At 71.6% G+C, this 21740-nt stretch carries 22 protein-coding genes; 17 read left to right on the top strand and 5 right to left on the bottom strand.

The annotated features are described in order from the left end of the window. The first annotated feature begins 75 nt into the window (after positions 1–75). Entirely contained in the window at positions 76–1590 is a 1515-nt protein-coding gene (gene glpK, locus IFY26_RS14715; protein ID WP_232549754.1) for a glycerol kinase GlpK, read from the top strand. 292 nt (positions 1591–1882) lie between these two features. On the opposite strand, the gene IFY26_RS14710 is transcribed toward glpK, so the two are convergent. Next, positions 1883–2437: a GNAT family N-acetyltransferase gene (locus IFY26_RS14710; RefSeq protein ID WP_232549753.1), complete on the bottom strand. Its 555-nt coding sequence runs from the start codon at positions 2435–2437 to the stop codon at positions 1883–1885. 95 nt (positions 2438–2532) lie between these two features. Then, positions 2533–3153: a cytidylate kinase family protein gene (locus IFY26_RS14705; RefSeq protein ID WP_232549752.1), complete on the bottom strand. Its 621-nt coding sequence runs from the start codon at positions 3151–3153 to the stop codon at positions 2533–2535. Between the two features lie 95 nt (positions 3154–3248). Here IFY26_RS14705 and IFY26_RS14700 point away from each other — a divergent pair, with 95 nt between their 5' ends. From IFY26_RS14700 to IFY26_RS14690, 3 genes are all read left to right on the top strand, one after another. Next, positions 3249–4931, top strand: a complete 1683-nt coding sequence (locus IFY26_RS14700; protein WP_232549751.1) for a ribonuclease J — start codon at positions 3249–3251, stop codon at positions 4929–4931. A gap of 114 nt (positions 4932–5045) precedes the next feature. Beyond that, positions 5046–5231 carry a 50S ribosomal protein L28 gene (rpmB, locus tag IFY26_RS14695; protein WP_232549750.1) on the top strand — a complete coding sequence of 62 codons (186 nt, stop codon included), beginning with the start codon at positions 5046–5048 and terminating at the stop codon, positions 5229–5231. 96 nt (positions 5232–5327) lie between these two features. Beyond that, positions 5328–7532 carry an ATP-dependent DNA helicase RecG gene (locus IFY26_RS14690; RefSeq protein WP_232549749.1) on the top strand — a complete coding sequence of 735 codons (2205 nt, stop codon included), beginning with the start codon at positions 5328–5330 and terminating at the stop codon, positions 7530–7532. 41 nt (positions 7533–7573) lie between these two features. On the opposite strand, the gene IFY26_RS14685 is transcribed toward IFY26_RS14690, so the two are convergent. Together IFY26_RS14685 and IFY26_RS14680 are read right to left on the bottom strand one after the other, a co-directional pair. Beyond that, positions 7574–8107, bottom strand: a complete 534-nt coding sequence (locus IFY26_RS14685) for a helix-turn-helix transcriptional regulator (RefSeq protein WP_232549748.1) — start codon at positions 8105–8107, stop codon at positions 7574–7576. A gap of 164 nt (positions 8108–8271) precedes the next feature. Continuing rightward, positions 8272–8709 (bottom strand): pyridoxamine 5'-phosphate oxidase family protein, encoded by a 438-nt coding sequence (locus tag IFY26_RS14680; RefSeq protein WP_232549747.1) that lies wholly within the window; start codon positions 8707–8709, stop codon positions 8272–8274. Between the two features lie 176 nt (positions 8710–8885). Here IFY26_RS14680 and IFY26_RS14675 point away from each other — a divergent pair, with 176 nt between their 5' ends. The 12 genes from IFY26_RS14675 to ffh all read left to right on the top strand — a co-directional run bounded on the left by IFY26_RS14675 (position 8886) and on the right by ffh (position 20461). Beyond that, positions 8886–9479 carry an RsmD family RNA methyltransferase gene (locus IFY26_RS14675; RefSeq protein ID WP_232549746.1) on the top strand — a complete coding sequence of 198 codons (594 nt, stop codon included), beginning with the start codon at positions 8886–8888 and terminating at the stop codon, positions 9477–9479. Beyond that, on the top strand, positions 9476–9949 hold the full coding sequence (gene coaD, locus IFY26_RS14670; protein ID WP_232549745.1) for a pantetheine-phosphate adenylyltransferase: 474 nt from the start codon (positions 9476–9478) through the stop codon (positions 9947–9949). The genes IFY26_RS14675 and coaD overlap by 4 nt, the downstream gene beginning before the upstream one ends. A 120-nt stretch (positions 9950–10069) precedes the next feature. Further along, on the top strand, positions 10070–10615 hold the full coding sequence (locus IFY26_RS14665; protein WP_232549744.1) for a YceD family protein: 546 nt from the start codon (positions 10070–10072) through the stop codon (positions 10613–10615). Positions 10616–10648: 33 nt separating this feature from the next. After that, a complete protein-coding gene (gene rpmF, locus IFY26_RS14660) occupies positions 10649–10840 on the top strand; it encodes a 50S ribosomal protein L32 (RefSeq protein WP_232549743.1) in 192 nt (63 codons plus the stop codon). Continuing rightward, positions 10837–11553 (top strand): ribonuclease III, encoded by a 717-nt coding sequence (rnc, locus tag IFY26_RS14655; RefSeq protein ID WP_232549742.1) that lies wholly within the window; start codon positions 10837–10839, stop codon positions 11551–11553. The genes rpmF and rnc overlap by 4 nt, the downstream gene beginning before the upstream one ends. Before the next feature lie 18 nt (positions 11554–11571). Then, entirely contained in the window at positions 11572–12429 is an 858-nt protein-coding gene (gene mutM, locus IFY26_RS14650) for a bifunctional DNA-formamidopyrimidine glycosylase/DNA-(apurinic or apyrimidinic site) lyase (RefSeq protein WP_232549741.1), read from the top strand. Then, positions 12426–12992: a GtrA family protein gene (locus IFY26_RS14645; protein ID WP_232549740.1), complete on the top strand. Its 567-nt coding sequence runs from the start codon at positions 12426–12428 to the stop codon at positions 12990–12992. Before mutM ends, IFY26_RS14645 begins: the two co-directional genes overlap by 4 nt. Positions 12993–13024: 32 nt before the next feature. Next, positions 13025–16615, top strand: coding sequence for a chromosome segregation protein SMC (gene smc, locus IFY26_RS14640; RefSeq protein WP_232549739.1), 3591 nt, complete (start codon positions 13025–13027; stop codon positions 16613–16615). Positions 16616–16696: 81 nt separating this feature from the next. Continuing rightward, on the top strand, positions 16697–17098 hold the full coding sequence (locus tag IFY26_RS14635; protein ID WP_232549738.1) for a hypothetical protein: 402 nt from the start codon (positions 16697–16699) through the stop codon (positions 17096–17098). Positions 17099–17128: 30 nt separating this feature from the next. Next, on the top strand, positions 17129–18280 hold the full coding sequence (ftsY, locus tag IFY26_RS14630; RefSeq protein ID WP_416046582.1) for a signal recognition particle-docking protein FtsY: 1152 nt from the start codon (positions 17129–17131) through the stop codon (positions 18278–18280). A 10-nt stretch (positions 18281–18290) separates the two neighbouring features. After that, positions 18291–18842, top strand: a complete 552-nt coding sequence (locus IFY26_RS14625; protein ID WP_232549737.1) for a GNAT family N-acetyltransferase — start codon at positions 18291–18293, stop codon at positions 18840–18842. 41 nt (positions 18843–18883) lie between these two features. Beyond that, positions 18884–20461 (top strand): signal recognition particle protein, encoded by a 1578-nt coding sequence (gene ffh, locus IFY26_RS14620; protein ID WP_232549736.1) that lies wholly within the window; start codon positions 18884–18886, stop codon positions 20459–20461. 8 nt (positions 20462–20469) lie between these two features. Here ffh and IFY26_RS14615 read toward each other — a convergent pair whose 3' ends face one another. Next, positions 20470–20994: a gamma carbonic anhydrase family protein gene (locus IFY26_RS14615; RefSeq protein WP_232549735.1), complete on the bottom strand. Its 525-nt coding sequence runs from the start codon at positions 20992–20994 to the stop codon at positions 20470–20472. Between the two features lie 280 nt (positions 20995–21274). Here IFY26_RS14615 and rpsP point away from each other — a divergent pair, with 280 nt between their 5' ends. Further along, positions 21275–21739 (top strand): 30S ribosomal protein S16, encoded by a 465-nt coding sequence (gene rpsP, locus IFY26_RS14610; RefSeq protein ID WP_232549734.1) that lies wholly within the window; start codon positions 21275–21277, stop codon positions 21737–21739. Position 21740 lies beyond the last annotated feature (1 nt).

Raw genomic sequence — 21740 nt, 5'->3', positions numbered from 1 at the left:
CACGCACCTCTCACGCTGAGTCAACCGACTGAGCCAACCCTTTGAGCCAACACACGATGAGGTGGAAGGAACACCATGGCTGACAAGTACGTTCTCGCAATCGACCAGGGCACCACGAGCTCGCGGGCCATCGTCTTCGACCACGGCGGCCAGATCGTCGCCACCGGTCAGAAGGAGCACGAGCAGATCTTCCCGCGCGCCGGCTGGGTGGAGCACGACCCGAAGGAGATCTGGAACAACATTCGCGAGGTGGTCGCCGAGGCGCTGGCCAAGGCGTCGCTGAACAAGGACGACCTCGTGGCCGTCGGCGTCACGAACCAGCGCGAGACGGCGATGGTGTGGGACAAGAACACCGGGGAGCCGGTGTACAACGCGATCGTCTGGCAGGACACGCGCACCGACAAGATCTGCAAGGAACTCGGTGGCGGCGACGACGACAAGTACAAGGCCAAGGTCGGCCTGCCGCTGGCGACCTACTTCGCCGGGCCGAAGGTGATGTGGATCCTGCAGAACGTCGACGGGGCCCGCGAGAAGGCCGAGGCGGGCGATCTGCTGATGGGCACGATGGACTCCTGGGTGCTGTGGAACCTGACCGGTGGCACGGACGGGGGCGTGCACGTCACCGATGTCACCAATGCCTCGCGCACCATGCTGATGGACCTCGACACGCTGGACTGGGACGCCGGGATCGCGGCGGACATGGGCATCCCGATGTCGATGCTGCCCCAGATCCGCTCGTCGTCGGAGGAGTACGGCCGCGGGCGCGCGCGCGGGTTGCTGGGGGACGTGCCGATCGCCGGCATCCTGGGCGACCAGCAGGCCGCGACGTTCGGGCAGGCCTGCTTCGAGGTCGGCATGGCGAAGAACACCTACGGCACCGGCAACTTCATGCTCATGAACACCGGCGAGGAGAAGGTGCCGAGCAAGAACGGCCTCCTCACCACCGTGTGCTACAAGATCGGCGACAACAAGCCGATCTACGCGCTCGAGGGGTCGATCGCCGTCACCGGATCGCTGGTGCAGTGGCTGCGCGACAACCTCAAGATGTTCAGCTCCGCGCCGGAGATCGAGGAGTTGGCCGCCACGGTGGACGACAACGGCGGCGCGTACTTCGTGCCGGCGTTCTCGGGCCTGTTCGCGCCGTACTGGAAGTCGGACGCCCGGGGCGCGATCGTCGGTCTGACGCGCTACGTGAACCGGGGTCACATCGCCCGCGCCGTGCTGGAGGCGACGGCCTTCCAGACGCGTGAGGTGCTGGACGCCATGGAGGCCGACTCCGGCGTGGAGCTCGCCGAGCTCAAGGTGGACGGCGGCATGACGGCCAACGAGACGCTCATGCAGTTCCAGGCCGACCAGCTCGGTGTGGAGGTCGTCCGGCCCGTCGTGGCCGAGACCACCGCGTTGGGTGCCGCCTACGCGGCGGGCATCGCGGTGGGCTTCTGGAACGGCGAGCAGGACGTCATCGACAACTGGGCGGAGGACAAGCGCTGGAAGCCGACCATGGACGAGGGCGAGCGAGACCGCCTGTACCGCAACTGGAAGAAGGCAGTTACGCGGACGTTCGACTGGGTCGACGACGACGTGAACTGACGCCCGCCCACCTGAGGCCCGCCGACACGCACACTCAGGTCTCAAACTCCGGTTCCGGAGCTGGAGTTTGAGCACCAAAGTGGAGTGTGGGCGGGCCTCGTGGCGTCCGGGTGCTGTGCCGTGGCAGTGCGGACGCCGCTGGCGTCGCTCGCCGGTGGGTCGCTCCGTCCGGGCGCCGGCGGTCGGAGCTCGAGGGGGCGACGACTCACACTCCACTTTGGGTCTCAAACTCCAGCACCGGAACCGGAGTTTGAGACCTAAGTGAGCGTGTCGGCGCGCCTCCGGGGCGGCGTCAGGAGTCGGAGAGGGCGGTGTGCATCCGAATCATCTTCACTGTGGCCGCCTCATCGGACGTGCCGAGCGACTGGTGGGCGCCGTCGGCTCCCCAGCCCGCCGACTCCAGGAAGCGGCGCAGCGGATCGTCGGTGGAGCGCACCCACCACGTCGCCCTCGCGAACCCATCGGCCCGCAGGGTGTCGGCCACGGCGTTCAGCAGCCGCGACCCGTGCCCCTGCCGCTGCGCCGGCGGGTCGATGATGAACTCGGCCACCAGGGCGTCGCTGCCCGGATGCGCGTCCTCGTCGTCGGACGGGCCCAGCGCCGCGAAACCCACCGGCCGACCCTCCGCGATCGCCACCAGCACCCGCATGCTCGCCAGCGGCGGGCGTGTGATCGCGGCGGCCCACGACTGGGCCATCGTCTCCAGATCGACCGACCCCAGAATGTGCGCGGCCACGTCGGGCGGCATCAGCTGCTGCCAGCTCCGCCGCTGGATGGCGGCCAGGCGCTCGGCCTCCCTCGGCAGCGCGAGACGGCAGGAGTCGGCGGTGCGGGGCGCGTCGGTCACGGCGACATCCTAGCCAGCGCCGATCCAGCGCCGATCCAGCCCCCAGCCCCCAGCCCCCAGCCGGCAGCCGGCAGCCGGCACCCCGGCGCCGCACCTCAGCCCAGCTTGGCCTTCGCCGCGGCCGCGATGACGCCCACCGTGACCTCCGTCGGCCACAGGGCGCCATTCACCACCAGGTCGTAGTACTCGTTGGCGCGCGGGTCAAACCGGTACAGCTTGCGCGACAGCCCGGCACGGAAGTCGTCCTCGATCCGCTGCCGCTTCGCCGCCCGCTCCGGTGTGATGCCGGCCACCCGCGCCGCCAGCGCCACCCGCGCCGCCACGGGCCCGTCCAACTTCACGTGCAGCGTGTTCGGGCGGTGCCGCAGCACGAACTGCCCGTTGCGCCCCAGGATCACCCCGCCCCGCGCGGCGAGCGCCTCCACCTCGGCGGCGGACTCCACCGCCATCCGCGCGTAGCTGCTCTCCACCTCGAGGGACGCCGCCGCAGCGGCCCCGCTGGGGGCGTAGCTCGCGGGCGCGAAGTCGCGGACGAACCGCGCCAACGGCCCCTGGTGCTCGCGCTCCTCAACCGCCACCTCGATGCTCTCCGACGAGTACGCCTGCGCGTGCAGCGCCAGTCCGAGCCGCTCGGCGAGTGCGGACGCCACGGCGTCCATGTTCGAGCCGTAGCGCTCCCAGAGGGTGATGACGAGTGCTCCGTGGCCGGTGTCCATGCCGTCCTCCGATGGCTGCAGGGTGACCCCATCCTAGGACCCGTCGCGGTGGGGCGCAGCGATCCGGGCCGTCCCGCACCCTCTAGAGTGGTCGGGTGCGAGAAGCCCTGAAGACGCCCCCGAAGCTGCGCCCCGACACCCTGCGGATCATCCCCCTGGGGGGTCTCGGCGACGTCGGACGCAACATGGCGTCGTTCGAGATCAACGGCGAGATCCTGCTGGTGGACTGCGGCGTGCTGTTCCCCGACGAGAACCACCCGGGTGTCGATCTCATCCTGCCGGCACTCCACCTGCTGGACGACCGTCTCGACGACGTCGTCGGCCTCGTGCTCACCCACGGCCACGAGGACCACATCGGAGCCGTTCCGTTCCTGCTGCGGCGGCGCCCCGACATCCCCGTCTACGGCAGCAAGCTCACCCTGGCGCTGGTGCGCGAGAAGCTCAAGGAACACCGCATCCGGGGCTTCGACCTCCGTGAGATGGCGGCAGGCTCCACCACGTCCGCCGGTGGGTTCGATCTCGAGTTCCTCGCGGTCAACCACTCCATCCCGGACGCCCTCGCCGTCCACATCGCCACGGCCGCGGGCACCGTCCTGCACACCGGCGACTTCAAGATGGACCAGCTGCCCCTCGACAAACGCCTCACCGACCTGCGCGGCTTCGCCCGCGTCGGCGAGAAGGGTCTCGACCTGTTCATGGTCGACTCCACGAACGCCGAGACGCCCGGCTTCACCACGCTGGAGAAGGACATCCAGCCCGCCATGGAGCGGGTGTTCTCCCATGCGAGCGGACGCCTCATCGTCGCCTGCTTCGCCAGCCACGTGCACCGCGTGCAGCAGGTGATGGACGAGGCCGTCCGCCACGGCCGCAAGGTCTGCTACGTGGGCCGCTCGATGGTGCGCAACATGACGATCGCCGCGCAGCTCGGCTACCTCAACGTGCCGGGCAACACCCTCATCGCGCTGGACGACCTCGAGAAGTACCCCGACGACAAGGTCGTCATCATCTCGACGGGCTCCCAGGGCGAGCCGCTCAGCGCCCTGGCCCGGATCGCCAACCACGAGCACCCGGTCATCACCGCGGGGGAGGGCGACGTGGTGCTGCTCGCCAGCTCCCTGATCCCGGGCAACGAGAACTCCGTCTACCGGGTCATCAACGGGCTGGTGAAGAACGGCGTGAAGGTCGTCCACAAGGGCAACGCGCTGGTCCACGTCTCCGGGCACGCCAGCGCGGGCGAGCTGCTGTACTGCTACAACCTGGTCCAGCCCCGCAACGTCATGCCGGTGCACGGCGAGGTGCGCCACCTGGTGGCCAACGGCGAGCTCGCCATCGCGACCGGCGTCCCGCGCGAGAACACCGTCATCGTCGAGGACGGCGCCGTGGTCGACCTGCGCGACGGCAAGGCCCGCGTGGTCGGACGCCTCGAGTCCGGCTACGTGTTCGTGGACGGCACCACGGTGGACGCGGTGGGCGACTCCCAGCTCGACGACCGGCGCATCCTGGGCGAGGAGGGTTTCATCTCCGCGATCGCCGTGGTGAACCTGCACTCGGGCGAGCTGGTCGAGGGGCCGATCGTGACGGCCCGCGGCTTCGTGGACGGGGAGGGTCTCTTCGACGAGATCTCCGCCGAGATCGCCCGCGCCCTGCGCGACGCGCTCACCGAGGGGGCCGACGACACCCACCAGCTCCAGCAGCTGATGCGCCGCCGGCTGGGGCGCTGGGTGAGCCGGGCGTACCGCGCCCGGCCGATGATCGTCCCCGTGGTGTTGTCGACCTGACCCGACGTCCGCGATTTCGCCTCGCCGAGGCCCTCGGCTATCATGGTCAGGTTCCGTTTTCCCGTCGGGTTCGAGGCGCGCCCTGCGCCACCCGCAATTGCAAGGAGATCAGCCATGGCCGCCGTGTGCGACGTCTGCGCCAAGAAGCCGACCTTCGGCCACAATGTGCCTTGGTCGAAGAAGAAGACCAACCGCCGTTGGAACCCGAACATCCAGAGCGTGCGCGCCGTGGTCAACGGGGGCACCAAGCGGATGAACGTGTGCACCTCGTGCATCAAGGCCGGCAAGGTCGCGCGCTGACCTCAGCGCACCTGCCGCCCGCACGCACCAAGGACCCGCTCCGGCGGGTCCTTTTGCATGCCCGACCTGTCGGAGCCGCCGTTTAGGATCGGGGGCGTGGAACCACTCAACGGCTGGCGCACCGCCGCGTTCGCGGAGTTGAACGCGGCCGCGGACTCGGTGTTGGGAGCGAAGACCGCGAAGGAATTCGCCGCGCTGCGGGTCGAGACGGTCGGTGACCTCCTGCGCCACCTGCCGCGTCACTACCTCAGCGGCACCGAGCTCACCGACCTGGCCACCCTTGAGGAGGGCGAGCACGTCGCCGTCATGGCCAAGGTGGCGTCCACCGACATCAAACGCAACCAGTCCGCCCCCACGGGCCGGCGGCGCAGCAGCGCCCGCCTCGAGGTCGTCCTCACCGACGGCAAGGGGCGCCTCCGGGTCACGTTCTTCGGCAATGACCACGTCGTGGGGTGGTGGCAGGCGCAGCTGAGGATGGGCGTCCGCGGCATCTTCGTCGGCAAGGTCGGCAGCTTCCAGAACCAACCGCAGATGACGCATCCCGCCTTCGTCATGCTGGATGCCGCGGGCAAGGTCGTGGGCCACTCGGAGGAGAAGGAGCGCATCGCCGAGCTCTCCCGCTCCGGCATCGTCGGTCTCTACCCGGCCACCGGGAAGCTGCCGACCTGGAAGATCGCCGAGTGCGTCCGGTTCGCGCTGGCCACCCTCGGCCAGACGGAGGATCCGTGGCCCGCCTGGGTCCTCGATCGCTCCGGCGTGTGTGGGCACGCGGACGCCTTCGCCTTCGTCCACCGCCCCGGTTCGCTCGGCGAGGTCGAGACCGGACGCCGCCGCCTGCTGTTCGACGAGGCGTTCGCCACCCAGCTCACCATGGCCTACCGCCGCGCGGACAATGCCCGGCAGTCCGCGGGCCCCCGCGTGCGGCGTCCCGACGGCCTGCTGGACGCCTTCGACGCCCGCCTGCCGTTTCGGCTCACCGACGGGCAGGCCGAGGTCGGTGAGGAGATCTTTGCCGACCTGGCCCGCCACCAGCCCATGCAGCGGCTGCTGCAGGGTGAGGTGGGCTCGGGCAAGACACTGGTGGCGCTCCGGGCGATGCTGGCCGTGGTCGACACCGGGGGGCAGGCCGTCCTGATCGCTCCCACCGAGGTGCTCGCCCAGCAACACCACGCCACGATCACAGGGCTGCTGGGGGAGCTGGGGCGGGGCCGCGTGCTCGGTGCCCCGGACGCCGCCACGGACGTGGTGCTGCTCACGGGCTCGACCCCCTCGGCGCAGCGGCGGGCGACGCTGTTGAAGATCGCGTCCGGTGAGGCCGGTCTGGTGATCGGCACGCACGCGCTGCTGGCCGACCAGATCTCGTTCGCCGACCTGGGGCTCGTGGTCGTGGACGAACAGCACCGCTTCGGCGTGGAGCAACGGGCGCGTCTGACCGACCGCTCCGCCTCCAAGCCACACGTGCTGGTGCTGACCGCCACGCCCATTCCCCGATCGGTCGCCATGACGGTGTTCGGCGACCTGTCCGTGTCCACGCTGACGGAGATCCCCGGAGGCCGGGCCGAGGTCACCACCACCGTCGTCAACGGCCTCACGCGACCGACGTGGGTGGAGCGGGCGTGGGAGCGGGTCGACGAGGAGGTCGCCCAGGGGCGCCAGGTGTTCGTCGTGGCGCCGCGGATCGGCGCGGACGGCAGCCCCGGCGGCGTCCTGTGGTTGACCGAGCGGCTGGCCCTCGGCCCGCTGGAGCGCCGGCGCCTCGCCGTGCTGCACGGCCAGATGGCCGCCGACGCCAAGGAGGCGACCATGGCGGCCTTCGTCGCCGGCGAGGTGGACGTGCTCGTCTCGACCACGATCATCGAGGTCGGCGTCGACGTGCCCAACGCGTCGATGATGGTGATCTGGGACGCCGACCGGTTCGGCATCAGCCAGCTCCACCAGCTCCGGGGGCGGATCGGGCGCGGCGAGCATCCCGGGGTGTGCCTGTTGATCAGCAACGCCGATCCGCAGTCGGACGCCTGGGTGCGCCTGTCCGCCGTCGCAGGCACCCGGGACGGTTTCGCCCTCGCCGAGCTGGATCTGGCGCAACGCCGCGAGGGCGACGTGCTCGGTGCCCACCAGTCCGGTGGACGCTCCACCCTGCGGCTCCTGCGGGTGCTCGACCACGCCGACCTCATCGACGCCGCCCGCGGGGTGGCCGACGAGGCGGTCGTCCGCGACCCCGAGTGCGCCACGCCCGGGTTCGCCGATGCCGTCGCGCAGACGAACCTCCTGGCCGGCGGGGAGTGGATCGAGCGGGCCTGACCCGGCAATCGTCAGCCCTCGGGCGTCACGTCCGTGCGGGCTCAGGTCCACGGTGGCGGCTGGGTGTGCGGGATCACCCAGCTGCTGCGCGGCGCCGTCGCTCCGGGGCTGGCCGCCATGAACTCCCGCAGCCGTGCGCGGTTGGCCGCGGCCCGCGCGGCGCGCTGCTCGACCAGATCCGTCAGCGCGGGGTGGTCGTCGGGCCGGATCCCGGTGCGCCTGCGGCGCTCGTCGCGCCCGCGGCGGTGCGGAGCACGGATCCAGGGCTCCCCACTGAACGCGTCGCGATCATCGATCAGGTCGAGGTGGGCCGGGCGCAGCCGACCGGCCCGGTCGCGCGGGGCTTCCCACGTCAGGGGTCGCGTCGCTCGCTCCACGGGCGCCGTGAGCGTCACGGTGATGTCCGCCAGTGCCAGCAGCCGGCGGTATTGCGAGATGGTCGGTTCGGTTTGCCCCGTTTCCCACCGTGCGATGGTGGCCTGGCCAACCCCGAGCGCCTGGGCGAGACCACGTTGGCTCAGGTCGGCCTCGCGCCGGACGCGCCGAATGGTGGCGGGAACGTCGTCGGTGTCCATGTGGGCAGTCTGCCGCTCGGGTCCGACAGTTTTTTGCGACGGCCACCCAGCACTTTCCTGGCCGGGTCTGTGCGCCCACAGCACTGTCGAAGTGATCCGTTGTTGGATCAGTTCGACAGTCTCCCCGGTGGAGTGGCCCGGGGAGCGGGGGGAGGGGCGGGCCGTCAGCCGAGGGGGTGGAAATCCTCCGGAGCGTCTCCGAAGGTGAAGCGGCGACCGCTGATCTGGGTCACGTCCAGCCGGACGTAGTGCGACTTGACCGTGCCGACCCACGAGCGCAGGGGTAGTTCTTCGGCCTGTGCGAGGGCCTGGGCGCCCTCCATCTCGGCCAGGGGGCCCCGGGCGATCACGCTGGTGCCTGTGGAGTCGTCGAAGCGGTCGACCTCCAGAGCGCCCACCCCACCGAGCGTGGCGGCCAGCAGCTTGCTGCCCTCGGCGGTGCGGAAGACCAGGGAGCGGCCGTCCACGGCGAAGTTCACCGGGAAGATCTCGGGCTCGCCACCCAGGCTCACGGCGAGGCGCCCCACGGCGTGCGTCCGCAACTCGTCCCACGCTGCGTCGTCGTCGAGGAAGGTGACCGGGTTCGCGTCAGGCGGGCTCATGGGAACCATCGTGCCGCCCCCGGGGGCAGCCCGCACGGCGTTGCGGAGAAGAGTTGTGGAGATGAGGGGTACGGAGATGAGGGGTGCGGAGATGAGGGGTGCGGAGAGGGCAGCTGCTGACACCGGGGGACGTGAGGAGCACGTGGGGAGGGGGACGGGCGACTACCCTGACGGAAATGAGCCGGATCATCGCCGGCCGGGCCGGCGGGCGCAAGCTCGCCACCCCGGCCCACGCCCGTACTCGCCCGACGTCGGACCGGGTGCGTGAGTCGGCCTTCAACCTGATCGCCGACTGGGCGGGCACGACCGGGGAGCCGGCGGAGACGATGCTGGACCGCTTCAGCTTCCTCGACCTCTACGCCGGGACGGCGGGGGTGGCGCTGGAGGCCGCCTCGCGCGGGGCCGCTCCCGTGACCGCGGTCGAGCGCGACCGCGCCACGGCGCACCTCGCTCGGGGGAACGTGCGCACCACGGGTCTGGACGTGACCGTGGTGGCCGCCTCGGTCGACACGCATCTGGCCGGCGACGGCGCCGGCCAGGGGAGCCCCTTCGACATCGTGTGGTTCGACCCGCCCTACGACGTGGCGAATGCCACGCTGACCGCCCAGGTGGAGCGCGTGGTGGAGGCGTGGCTCGCCGAGGACGGGCTCGTCGTGGCCGAGCGGGCCACCCGGGACGCCCCCTTCGCGTGGCCGGACGTCCTTGGGCGTCGCTGGCATCGGCGCTACGGTGAGACGACCCTGTACTTCGCAACCAAGGAGGACGCGTGAGGGCGATCTGCCCCGGCTCGTTCGACCCGGCCACGCTCGGCCACCTCGACATCATCACGCGCGCGGCAGCGCTCTTCGACGACGTCGTCGTCGCAGTCGGGCGCAACAGCGCCAAGAACTACCTGTTCGACCCCGACGAGCGCGTCGCGATCCTCGCCGAGGCCACCGGCGGCCTCGCCAACGTCACCGTGAAGCCGATCTCGGGGCTGCTCGTCGACTTCTGCGCCGACGAGGGGGTGGACGTCATCGTGAAGGGGCTGCGATTCGCCAGCGACTTCGAGTTCGAACTCCAGATGTCGCAGATGAACCACGCCATGACGGGCATCGAGACGATCTGCCTGCCCACCTCCTCGGCGGTTGCCCACATCAGCTCCACGATGGTCCGCGAGATCGCGCGGCTCGGCGGCGACGTGGGTCAGTTCGTGCCCGAGGGCGTCCATCGACGCATCCGGGCCAAGGTGGCGGGCTGACGCGTCGAGGCCCGCGTGGGGTCGCCCAGGGGCGCAGGTCTGGTTGGACGGCGACGGGCGGGGCAGGTAAGGTTGACCCTCGGTGATGACGTTGTCGTGCCCAGGTGAAGGAGTTCTCTCATGGCTCGCTCCATCGATCCGCGTTCCGCGCTCGTGTTCGACATTCACGAATTCGGGCACCACGCGGGGTCGGTCAAGGAGATTGCGCACGAGGTTCCGGCGCCAGAAGGCATCGGCAACGACGTGATCGCAGTACCGACCTCGGCACCCATCGACCTCGACCTGACGCTCGAGGGAGTGGGGGACGGGGTCCTGGCCACCGGAACCGCCGGCGTCCAGCTGCGCGGGGAGTGCGCTCGGTGCCTGACGACGATCGACGCTTCGGCCGAGGTCGACCTGCAGGAACTGTTTCTCTTCCCGGGCGTGGACCCCGACGATGCCGAGGCCAGCCGCGTCGAGGCCGAGATGATCGACCTCGAACCGCTGCTGCGGGACGCGGTGGTGCTGGAACTGCCGTTCATCCCGCTGTGTCGGCCCGATTGCGCCGGGTTGTGCTCCGTCTGCGGAGTCAACCTGAACGACAATCCCGACCACGGCCACGAGGAGTCCGTCGATCCGCGATGGGCGAGCCTGGCCGGCTGGGGTGACGACGAGAAGGACGAATGAGGGGCTCCGGCCCCACGAACCGAGGAGTTTGACGTGGCTGTTCCCAAGCGGAAGATGTCTCGCAGCAACACGCGTGCCCGTCGCGCGCAGTGGAAGACGCAGGCGCCCGCGCTGGTGACCTGCGCCAACGCCGCCTGCCGTGCGAAGCACCTGCCCCACACCGCCTGCCCGAGCTGTGGGCAGTACGGGCCGCGCAGCGCGCGTCGGCAGGTCGTCGAGTCGTGACCTCCGCGGCGCCGAGCCGCGTGTTGGAGACGTTCAGCGAGCTGGGGATCGATCTCGATCCCCAGCTCTTCCGGCTTGCCATGACGCACCGTTCCTGGGCCTACGAGAACGGCGGCACGCCCCACAACGAGCGTCTGGAGTTCCTGGGCGACGCCGTGCTGGGCATCGTCGTCACCGAGCACCTCTACCGGCTGTACCCCGACGACGCCGAGGGCGTCTTGGCGAAGAAGCGATCGGCCGTGGTCAACACCTACGCGCTGGCCGATGTCGCCCGCAGCATGGGGCTGGGCGCGCACCTGCTGCTCGGCAAGGGCGAGAGCTCGACGGGCGGGGGCGACAAGGACTCGATCCTCGCCGATGCGACCGAGGCCCTCATCGCCGCGGTGTTCCTCTCCGGGGGCCGCGACGCCGCCGACTCCTTCGTCCACCACATCATGGATCCGCTGGTGGCCAAGGCCACGGCGACCGGGGTCACGATGGACTGGAAGACCGCGCTGCAGGAACTGTGCGCGGCGCACGGCCTCCCGGTTCCCCGCTATTCCCACACCTCCACCGGCCCCGACCACGACAAGCGGTTCGAGGCGGTCGCGATCGTCGGCGACTCGAACTTCCCCGCGTCCGTGGCACGCTCGAAGAAGATGGCCGAGCAGGGCGCGGCCGAGCAGGCGCACGCGGCGCTGACGGCCGCCTTCGCCGTCACCGAGACCGTCTGAGCCCGGTGGCGAGCCCCCGTGCCTGAGCTGCCGGAGGTCGAGACCGTCCGGGCGGGTCTCGAACCCGTGGTGACCGGACGCCGCATCGAGGCGGTCCGGGTGCTGCACCCCCGCCCGGTCCGGCGGCACCTCGCCGGTGCGGACGCCTTCGCCGCCACCCTGGTGGGGCGCACGTTCGCCGTGCCGCGCCGTCGCGGCAAGTACCTGTGGCTGCCGCTGACCGACGGCGACGCCGTCCTGGCGCACCTCGGCATGAGCGGCCAGTTCCGGGTGGACGCCCCCGGCGCCCCCTTGCAGAAGCACGCGCGCGTGGTGGTCGACCTGGGCGGGAGCGAGCTGCGCTTCGTCGACCAGCGCATGTTCGGTGGCCTCTCGCTGGCCACAGACGGGGCGGAGCTGCCCCGCGAGATCGCCCACATCGCCCGCGACCTCTTCGATCCTGAGCTGGATCTCGACGCCGTGGTGGAGCGGGTCGCAGGCAAGCGCAGCGCCATCAAACGGGTGCTGCTCGACCAGACGGTGGTCAGCGGCATCGGCAACATCTACGCCGACGAGGCGCTGTGGCGGGCCGGCGTCCACGGCGAGACCCCGGCCGAGACGCTCGGGGCGGCGTCCGTGCGCCGCGTGCTGGAGGTCGCCCGCGCGGTCATGACCGAGGCCCTGGCCCAGGGGGGCAGCTCGTTCGACGCGCTGTACGTCCATGTCAACGGCGAGTCGGGATACTTCGACCGGTCGTTGGACGTGTACGGCCGCACCGGTCAGCCGTGTCGCCGGTGTGGCACGCCCATCGTGCGGGAGGCGTTCACCAACCGCAGTTCCCACAGGTGCCCCACATGCCAGCCACAGCGGGGCGGGGATAGGATCTCGTGTTCGTGAGCACCTGGCAGAGCCTCAACACCCGCTGGGGCAACAGCGCGCGCGAGTTCGTGAAGTTCGGGCTCGTGGGCGCGTCCGGCGTCGCGGTCAACCTGCTGGTGGTGGCGCTCTGCCACAACATCGGCGTCCACGTGTTCGGGGTGGCCGACACCGATGCCTTCATCCCGGTTCCGGGCACCGATCGGGCGCTGCGCTACTACATCGTGTACGCCGGCATCGCGTTCCTGGTGGCCAACCTCGTCAACTTCCTGGCGAACCGCGCCTGGACGTTTCGGCACCAGGGCGCGCGCGCCCCGTTCCTGACCGAGCTCCTCCCGTTCCTCACGGTGGGGGCGGCGGCCCAGCTCGTGGGTTTCGTCATCCTGTTCGCCCTCCGCAACGAGAACTCCCCGCTCTACCTCAGTGCCGGCTTCTTCACCGACGACGGCCCGTGGTGGACCAAGCGCCTCTACTGGGCCCAGCTCATCCAGATCGTGCTCGTCATGCCGATCAACTTCGTGGTCAACAAGCTGTGGACGTTCCGCGTCGTCCGCCGCCGCCACCACGCCCGGCTCGGCCGCTGAGCGTGCGGCCCTGCGCCCCGTAAGGTGACCGTGTGTACCTGAAGGCCCTGACGCTGCGCGGATTCAAGTCGTTCGCCTCGGCGACGACGCTGCAGTTCGAGCCCGGCATCACGTGCGTCGTGGGCCCCAACGGCTCCGGGAAGTCCAACGTCGTGGACGCCCTCAGCTGGGTGATGGGGGAGCAGGGGGTCAAGACGCTGCGCGGCGGCAAGATGGAGGACGTCATCTTCGCCGGCACGTCCGGACGCGCACCGCTCGGCCGCGCGGAGGTCAGCCTCACCATCGACAACAGCGACGGCGCCCTGCCGATCGAGTACACCGAGGTGACGATCAGCCGCACGATGTTCCGCTCCGGCGGCTCGGAGTACGCCATCAACGGCGCGTCGGCCCGGTTGCTCGACGTGCAGGAACTCCTCAGCGACTCCGGGATCGGCCGCGAGATGCACGTCATCGTCGGCCAGGGGCAGCTCGACACGATCCTGCAGGCCACCCCCGAGGTGCGGCGCGGCTTCATCGAGGAGGCGGCCGGCGTCCTGAAGCACCGCAAGCGCAAGGAGAAGGCGCTCCGCAAGCTGGACGCCACGCAGGCCAACCTCGACCGGCTCTCCGACCTCATCGCCGAGATCCGCCGCCAGCTCAAGCCGCTGGGCCGGCAGGCCGAGGTGGCCCGCAAGGCCGTCGTCATCGCCGCGGAGCTGCGCGACGCCAGGGCGCGCCTGCTGGCCGACGACTACGTCATGGCGAGCCTCGCCCTGGAGTCCGACCTGGCGGCCGAGGCCGAGATCCGCACCCGCCGCACCAACGTCGAGGCCGCGCTGGAGGCGGCCCGGGCCGCCGAGGCGGAGGCCGAGGACGCCGTCCGCGCGGCCGTGCCGTCGCTGAACCGCGCGCAGGAGACCTGGTACGCCTTGGCGGGCCTGCGGGAGCGGGCGGCGTCCATGGCCGCGATCGCCGCCGAACGCGTCCGCAACGCGTCGAACGTCACGGTGGAGGACCGGCGGGGCCGTGACCCCGGAGCCATCGAGGCCGAGGCCGCCCAGATTCGCGAGGCCGAGGCCGATCTTGCGGGTGTCGTCGCCGAGCGGGCCGACGCGCTCCGGGCCGCGACGCAGGAGCGCGAACGGCTGGAGGCGGCTCACGCGGCCGCGGAGAAGCAGTACGCCGCCCAGCTGCGCGCCATCGCGGACCGTCGCGAAGGGCTCGCGCGGCTGGCGGGGGAGGTGAAGTCGCTGACGTCGCGCGCCGAATCCGCCCAGGCCGAGGCCGGGCGCCTGCGCGCCGCCGCCGAGGAGGCCCGCGGACGCGCCGAGCAGGCGCGCCGCCGCTTCACCCAGCTCGAGACCGAACTGGGCGGGGTCACCGAGGGCGAGGCGGGCCTCGACGAGGCCTACGCACGCGCCGAGGCCGCGCGGACGGAGGCCGCGGACGCGGTCGAGCGGCTGCGCACTGAGGAGCAACAGGCCGGCGCCGAGCGGGGCGCGCTGACGGCCCGGCTCGAGGGCCTGCGGGTGGGCCTGGACCGCAAGGACGGTTCCGGCGCCCTGCTCGCGGCCCAGGGCACGCTGGCCGGCGTCCTGGGTTCGGTCGCGGCGCTCGTGAGCGTCGAGCCCGGGTATGAGAGCGCGGTGGCGGCCGCGCTGGGCAACGCCGCCGAAGCGGTCGCCGTCGCCGATCCGGACGCCGCGGTGGCTGCCTTCGCCCATCTCAAGGCCGAGGACCTCGGCCGCGCCGGCCTGCTGCTCGGTGCGGGCACGGACGCCGCCGCGCCCGCCGGTGCGGAGGCGGACGCCGCGCGGTCCGCGTGGCCGGGCCTGCCGGGCGGGGCTCGTTATGCCGTCGACGTCGTGGACGCCGAGCCGGCGCTGCGGCCAGCCCTGACCCGGCTGCTGCGCAAGGTCGCGGTGGTGGACGACCTGGCCGCCGCGCGGGCCTTGGTGGGCGGCCTGCCCGACGTGGGCGCCGTGACGCGCGAGGGCGACCTGCTCAGCGCCTGGTACGCCGCGGGCGGCTCGGCGAGCCAGCCGAGTCTCATCGAGGTGCAGGCGGCGGTGGATGAGGCGTCCGCCCGCCTGGAACAGGTGCAGGCCGATGTCGAGCGGCTGACGTTCGCACGCTCCCGGGCCGCGACGGCGCTGGACGAGGCGACGGCGGCGAGCGAGGCGGCGTTGGCGCGCCTCCACGAGTCCGACGCGCAGTACTCGGCGCTCGCGGAGGAACTGGGACGCCTCAACCAGACCGCCCGGGCCGCCCTGGCCGAGGCCGAGCGGCAGGACGCGGCGGTCCTGCGGGCCGAGACCACGCAGGCCTCCCACGCCGACGCCCTCGCCGAGCTCACCGACCGGCTGGAACGGGCCCAGGAGACCACCGAGGTCGACCACGCGGATCCGACCGAGCGGGACGAGCTCGCGCGCGAGACGGCCCGGGCCCGCCAGGTCGAGATGGACGCCCGGCTCGGGCTGCGCACCGAGGAGGAACGCGCCCGGGCGCTCGCGGGCCGCGCCGACGCGCTGACGCGGGCGGCGCACGCCGAGCGCCAGGCCCGGGAGCGGGCCCGGGTGCGCCGCGACCAGCTGCGCGCCGAGGCCGAGGTGGCGCGCGCGGCGTCCGCGGCCGTGGAGCACCTCCAGGGTGTGATCGCCGCGTCGGCCGAGGCGGCCGGACGTGAGCGCCGCGCGGCTGACGAACGCCGCATCGAGGCCGACCGCCGGGTGGTGGACGCCCGGCAGCGCAGCCGCGACCTCGGGCGGGAGTTCGAGCAGCTCATCGACACCGCCCACCGTGACGAGCTGGCGCGCGCCGAGCAGCGGATGCGCGTGGAATCGCTCGCGGAGAAGGCGCTGGCCGAGCTGGGCCTGGAGGCCGCGGTGCTGGCCGACGAGTACGGGCCGGACCAGCCGATCCCCGTGCTCACCCACCCCGACGGGCGCGCGATCGGCGAGGACGAAGAGCACCCCGAGCCCCGCCCCTTCGTCCGCGAGGAGCAGGAGAAGCGGCTGCGCGTCGCCCAACGCAACCTCGACGTGCTGGGCCGGGTCAACCCGCTGGCGCTGGAGGAGTTCGAGGCGATGAGCGAGCGCCACGCCTTCCTCGCCGAGCAGCTCGACGACCTCCGCCGCACGCGGGCCGACCTGCTCGGCATCATCGAGGAGGTGGACGCCCGCGTCGAGCAGGTGTTCGCCGAGGCGTACGCCGACGTCGAGGCCGCCTTCGAGCACAGCTTCTCCCGGTTGTTCCCGGGCGGCGAGGGTCGCCTGGTGCTGACCGAGCCGGGCTCGTGGCTCACCACGGGTGTCGACGTGGAGGCGCGCCCGGCCGGCAAGAAGGTCAAGCGGCTCTCGCTGCTCTCGGGCGGGGAGCGCTCGCTGGTGGCGGTCGCGTTCCTCGTCGCGCTGTTCAAGGCGCGCCCCTCGCCCTTCTACATCCTCGACGAGGTGGAGGCGGCGCTGGACGACGTGAATCTCGGCCGGTTGCTGGGGATCTATGAGGAGTTGCGCGAGAACAGCCAGATGCTCGTGATCACCCACCAGAAGCGCACGATGGAGATCGCGGACGCCCTGTACGGCGTCACCATGCGCGAGGACGGCGTGTCCACCGTGATCAGTCAACGCCTGCGCCAGACCTGACCGCGCCGTCCGGGCTGTGGGGTGCGGACGCGGACGTGGGGCATACTGGTGGGGTCCCCAACCCGAGGTGGAGTCGTTCCCATGCCTGCCGTGATCTTCACGATGCTCGTCATCCTCGGCATCGCCGCCGTCGTGATCGCCGTGGTGGTGATGGGGATGGAGGGCACGGGGCGCGCGAAGCACCCGGAGCTCGCCGACGCGATGGCGCGCACCGCCCGGCACCTGAACGGCGAGGGTGAGCCGCCGCGCGGGCTGCGCGTGCTGTTCGACGAGGCGGGTGACGTGCGCACCGCGGCCTCGACGCGATCGGCGTCGTCCGCCGGCTCGGCACCGACAGTCAGCCCGGTGGAGCCCGACGAGCCGGAGGCCGCGACCGTCCCCCAGCACGAGGTGCGGGCGTGGCTCGAGGACGCGCCGGGCGACGACGACCCGTTCGGCCTCGCCGGCGCCCCGGCGATCGGGCCCGGGCAGCGCGCCGATTAGCATGAGCACGTGAATCCCTTCTTCGACCAGATCTGGGCCGACCCGACCTTCTGGGTCATCCTCGGCGTCCTGGCCGTCGCCCTGGTGGGCATCGGTGTCGGCCTCACGCTGCGGTCCCGTGGTTTGCGCGAGCTCGAACGCGCCGAGCGCGAACGGGCGATCACGGACGCGGCCGTGCGGCCGGCCGAGCCCCCGGTGTACGACGGCGAGCTGGTCGCCGAACCGGAGGCTCCGGTGGGGCCGACGGTCGACGCCCCGGAGGCGGCGAGCACACGGATGGCGCGGCTGCGGCGGCGGCTGGCGTCCTCGAACAACGCCCTGGCGCGCGCTCTCGGGGACCTGCTGAGTTCCAGCCGCCTGGACGCCGACGTCTGGGACGACTTCGAGGCCACCCTCATCGGCTCCGACCTCGGCGTGGGGCCCACCACCGAGCTGGTCGACAACCTGCGCCGCGAGCTGGCGATCGACGGGGTCGACGACCCCGCCAGGGCGGGCCGCGTGCTGCACTCCGAGCTGGTGAAGCTTGTCGACCCGAGCCTGGACCGCACGCTCAACGACACCGGAGCCGACGGGCTGCCCGCCGTCGTGCTGGTCGTGGGCGTCAACGGCACCGGCAAGACCACCACCGTCGGCAAGCTCGCCCGCGTGCTCGTCGCCGAGGGCAAGACCGTGCTGCTGGGCGCGGCCGACACCTTCCGGGCGGCGGCCGCCGACCAACTGCAGACCTGGGGCGACCGCGTCGGCGTCGACACGATCCGCGGCGCCGAGGGCGCCGACCCCGCGTCCGTGGCGTTCGAGGCCGTTAACGCCGGCGTCGAACGCGGCGTGGACGTGGTGCTCATCGACACGGCCGGCCGCCTGCACAACAAGGCCAACCTCATGGACGAGCTGGGCAAGATCCGCCGCGTGATCAGCCGCCGTGCCCCGGTGACCGAGTGCCTGCTGCTGCTCGACGCCACGACGGGCCAGAACGGGCTCGTGCAGGCGCGCGTGTTCAACGACGTGACCGACGTCACGGGCATCGTGCTCTCCAAGCTCGACGGTTCGGCCAAGGGCGGCATCGTGGTGCAGGTGCAGCGCGAGCTGGGGGTGCCGGTGAAGTTCATCGGGCTCGGCGAGGGCGTGGACGACCTCGCACCGTTCACCGCGGAGGGTTTCGTCGACGGATTGCTGGGGCAGTGACGTGGCCGAGGTGCTGATTCGCGACGCCACGGCCGACGACGTGGCCGAGATCAACCGCATCTACAACCACGAGGTGGCGGTCAGCACGGCGAGTTGGGACGCGGAGCCCGAGCCGCTCGCGCAGCGGCAGGAGTGGTTCGCGGCCCGGCAACGCGCGGGTCACGCCGTGCTGGTGGCCGACCGGGACGGCCAGATCCTCGGCTACGGCTCCTACGGCCCGTTCCGGGCGAAGTCCGGGTACGCCCTCACCATGGAGCACTCGGTGTACGTGGACGCCGCCGCGCGTCGGCTCGGAATCGGCGCGATGCTGCTCGGGTCGATCATCGACCGGGCCCGGGGCGCCGGCGTCCACGTGCTCGTCGGTGGGCTGAGCAGCGACAACGAGGTGTCGCTGCGCCTGCACGAGGCCTTCGGGTTCGTTGTCGTGGGGCGCCTGCCGCAGGCCGGGGTGAAGTTCGGCCGCTGGCTCGACCTGGTGCTGGTGCAGCTCACCCTGGGCGACGCACCGGCCCCGCCCCCGACCGGAGCGGCCGCCGACGGGCGGGGCGCGGACTACCGGTAGGCTGGCCGGGTCCGTTTCCGCGCCCTGACCCGAAGGCACGCATGTTCGACACCCTGCAAGACCGGCTCCAGGCGACCTTCCGCAACCTGCGCGGCAAGGGACGCCTCAGCGACGCCGACATCGACGCCACCGTGCGCGAGATCCGTCTCGCGCTGCTGGAGGCCGACGTCAACCTCGCCGTCGTCAAGGAGTTCACCGCCGCGGTGCGGGACCAGGCGCGGGGGGCCGAACTCAGCCAGGCGCTGAACCCGGCCCAGCAGATCATCAAGATCGTCAACGCCCAGCTCGTCGAGGTGCTGGGTGGGCAGGCGCGTCAGCTGCGCTTCGCCAAGACGCCGCCGACCGTCATCATGCTCGCCGGCCTGCAGGGCTCGGGCAAGACGACGCTGGCCGGCAAGCTCAGCCTCTGGCTGCGGCAGCGCGGCCACACCCCCATGCTGGTGGCGGCCGACCTGCAGCGCCCCAACGCGGTGAACCAGCTCCAGATCGTGGGGCAGCGCGCCGGCGTCCCGGTGTTCGCCCCCGAGCCCGGCAACGGCGTCGGCGATCCGGTGGCCGTCGCGCGGGCGGCCATGGACGAGGCGCGGCGCAAGCTGTACGACACGGTCATCGTCGACACCGCCGGACGCCTCGGCGTCGACGCCGAGCTGATGGCCCAGGCCGCGGACATCCGCGACGCCGTCCACCCCGACGAGATCCTCTTCGTGGTCGACGCCATGATCGGTCAGGACGCCGTCAACACCGCCAACGCCTTCGCCGAGGGTGTCGGCTTCGACGGCGTGGTGCTGTCCAAGCTGGACGGTGACGCGCGGGGCGGCGCGGCCCTGTCGATCGCCAAGGTCACCGGCAAGCCCATCATGTTCGCCTCCAACGGCGAGGCTCTCACGGACTTCGACCTGTTCCACCCCGACCGGATGGCGAGCCGCATCCTCGACCTGGGCGACCTCCTCACGCTCATCGAGCAGGCCGAGCGCACGTTCGACGTCGAGCAGAGCCGCCAGGCGGCCGACAAGCTCATGGCCGGCGGCGACTTCGGCCTGGACGACTTCCTGCAGCAGATGCAGGCCGTCCGCAAGATGGGCCCGATGAGCAAGATCCTCGGCATGATGCCCGGGATGGGCCAGATGAAAGATGTCATCGAGAACATCGACGAGCGCGAGATCGATCACATCGAGGCCATCATCTATTCGATGACCCCGGCCGAGCGCGCGAACCCCGACATCCTCAACGGCTCGCGCCGGGCCCGGATCGCCCAGGGCTCCGGCATGCAGGTCTCCGACGTGAACGGGCTGGTCAACCGCTTCAAGGAGACCCGCAAGATGATGCAACAGATGGGTCGCGGCGGTGGCATCCCCGGGATGCCGGGGATGCCCGGCATGGCTGGTCTGCCGGGGGCGCGCCGTGGGGGCAAGCAGGCGGCCCAGCCGAAGAAGAAGAACAAGAAGGGCGTCTCCGGGAACCCCGCGAAGCGTTCCGGCGTCGAGCAGCAGCCAGCGGCCACCCCGGCGGGCTCCGCGTTCGGCGCGCCCCAGGGCCCCGACACGACGGCCCAGCAGATGGCCGACTTCCAGCTGCCGCCCGAGCTGGCCAAGATGTTCAACCAGCAGAACAAGGGCTGAGTCGGGGGTCAGTCCTCGAGGAGCCGGCCCCCCGCCGCATACTGGCGGGCGCGGTCGACGTAGACGGCCGCGTTGCGGGCGACCCGGGCGACCTCGTCGGGCTCCAGGGACCGGCGGACCTTGCCCGGGACGCCCACCACGAGGGAGCGGGGCGGGATCGTGGTGCCCTCCGAGATCAGGGCGCCAGCCGCGACCAGGGTGTCCGAGCCGATGACGGCGCCGTTCATCACGGTGGCGCCCATCCCGATGAGCACCCGGTCGCCGATCGTGCAGCCGTGGATGACCGCGGCGTGGCCGATCGAGACGTCGTCGCCGATGCGGGCGGGGAAGCCGGGGTCGGCATGGACGACCGCGTTGTCCTGCAGGTTGCTGCGCTCGCCCAGGCTCACGGCGTCGCCGTCCGCGCGGATCACCGCCCCGAACCACACACTGGCCCCGGCGCCCACCGTGGCGTTCCCCACCAGGGTGGCGGTGGGGGCGATGAAGGCGTCCGGGGCCGTCACCGGTCGCTGCCCGTCGATCTCGTACCGCATGGTGGCGAGCCTAGCCGCCGGGGGCCCCGGCGGGCGTCGACCCGAGTGGGTGATGGGGCGGGGCGGTGGGGGCGTGGTGGTGGGGCGGGTGGCGGCCGGGTTGGCCCGAAGGCGGGCCGGTCTGGCACAATGAACGGTGCGCTGTGTTCGCGGTGCCCTCTCACGCCGTGAACACGTCCACTCCGAGTCCACCCGCGCCGGCGTCCCACACCGGATGGGCGGCTCACCCGATCCGTCCCCGCACGTGCGGGGGCATGTTCCAACAGGAGAAACCACACCCGTGGCCACCAAGATTCGTCTCAAGCGGATGGGCAAGATCCGCACCCCGATGTACCGCATCGTCGTCATGGACGGTCGCACCAAGCGTGACGGCCGGGCGATCGAGGAGATCGGCATCTACCAGCCGAAGAACGACCCGTCGATCATCGAGGTCAACTCCGAGCGGGCCCTGTACTGGCTGGGCGTCGGTGCGCAGCCGTCCGACACCGTCCGCGAGATCCTCAAGCTCTCCGGCGATTGGCAGAAGTTCTCCGGCGAGGACGCCCCGTCCGGCATCACGCCGCAGCCGGAGAAGTCCGACAAGCTGGCCGCCTTCAACGCCGCGCTCGCCGAGGCCGACGACGAGCCCGCCGCCGGTGCGATCACGGGTCGCCGGGCCAAGGGCGCCGACGCGCCGGCCGAGGAGTCTGCTGCGGAGGGTGAGACCGCCGAGGCCGACGCCGCCGAGTCGACCGACGAGGCCTGAT

Origin of the sequence: Propioniciclava soli, assembly GCF_014858005.1 — a bacterium.
GTDB classification, from domain to species: domain Bacteria; phylum Actinomycetota; class Actinomycetes; order Propionibacteriales; family Propionibacteriaceae; genus Propioniciclava; species Propioniciclava soli.
Note: the sequence above shows the minus strand (reverse complement) of the source record. Positions and strands in the feature narration are given on the sequence as shown.

Bases quoted from the DNA above. Each gene is read 5' to 3' on its own strand.
- IFY26_RS14685 (WP_232549748.1), bottom strand. From the start codon at position 8,107: ATGGACACCGACGACGTTCCCGCCACCATTCGGCGCGTCCGGCGCGAG.
- rpmB (WP_232549750.1), top strand. From the start codon at position 5,046: ATGGCCGCCGTGTGCGACGTCTGCGCCAAGAAGCCGACCTTCGGCCAC.
- IFY26_RS14615 (WP_232549735.1), bottom strand. From the start codon at position 20,994: ATGCGGTACGAGATCGACGGGCAGCGACCGGTGACGGCCCCGGACGCC.
- IFY26_RS14665 (WP_232549744.1), top strand. From the start codon at position 10,070: ATGGCTCGCTCCATCGATCCGCGTTCCGCGCTCGTGTTCGACATTCAC.
- IFY26_RS14675 (WP_232549746.1), top strand. From the start codon at position 8,886: ATGAGCCGGATCATCGCCGGCCGGGCCGGCGGGCGCAAGCTCGCCACC.
- ffh (WP_232549736.1), top strand. From the start codon at position 18,884: ATGTTCGACACCCTGCAAGACCGGCTCCAGGCGACCTTCCGCAACCTG.
- IFY26_RS14705 (WP_232549752.1), bottom strand. From the start codon at position 3,153: ATGGACACCGGCCACGGAGCACTCGTCATCACCCTCTGGGAGCGCTAC.
- glpK (WP_232549754.1), top strand. From the start codon at position 76: ATGGCTGACAAGTACGTTCTCGCAATCGACCAGGGCACCACGAGCTCG.
- IFY26_RS14635 (WP_232549738.1), top strand. From the start codon at position 16,697: ATGCCTGCCGTGATCTTCACGATGCTCGTCATCCTCGGCATCGCCGCC.
- IFY26_RS14680 (WP_232549747.1), bottom strand. From the start codon at position 8,709: ATGAGCCCGCCTGACGCGAACCCGGTCACCTTCCTCGACGACGACGCA.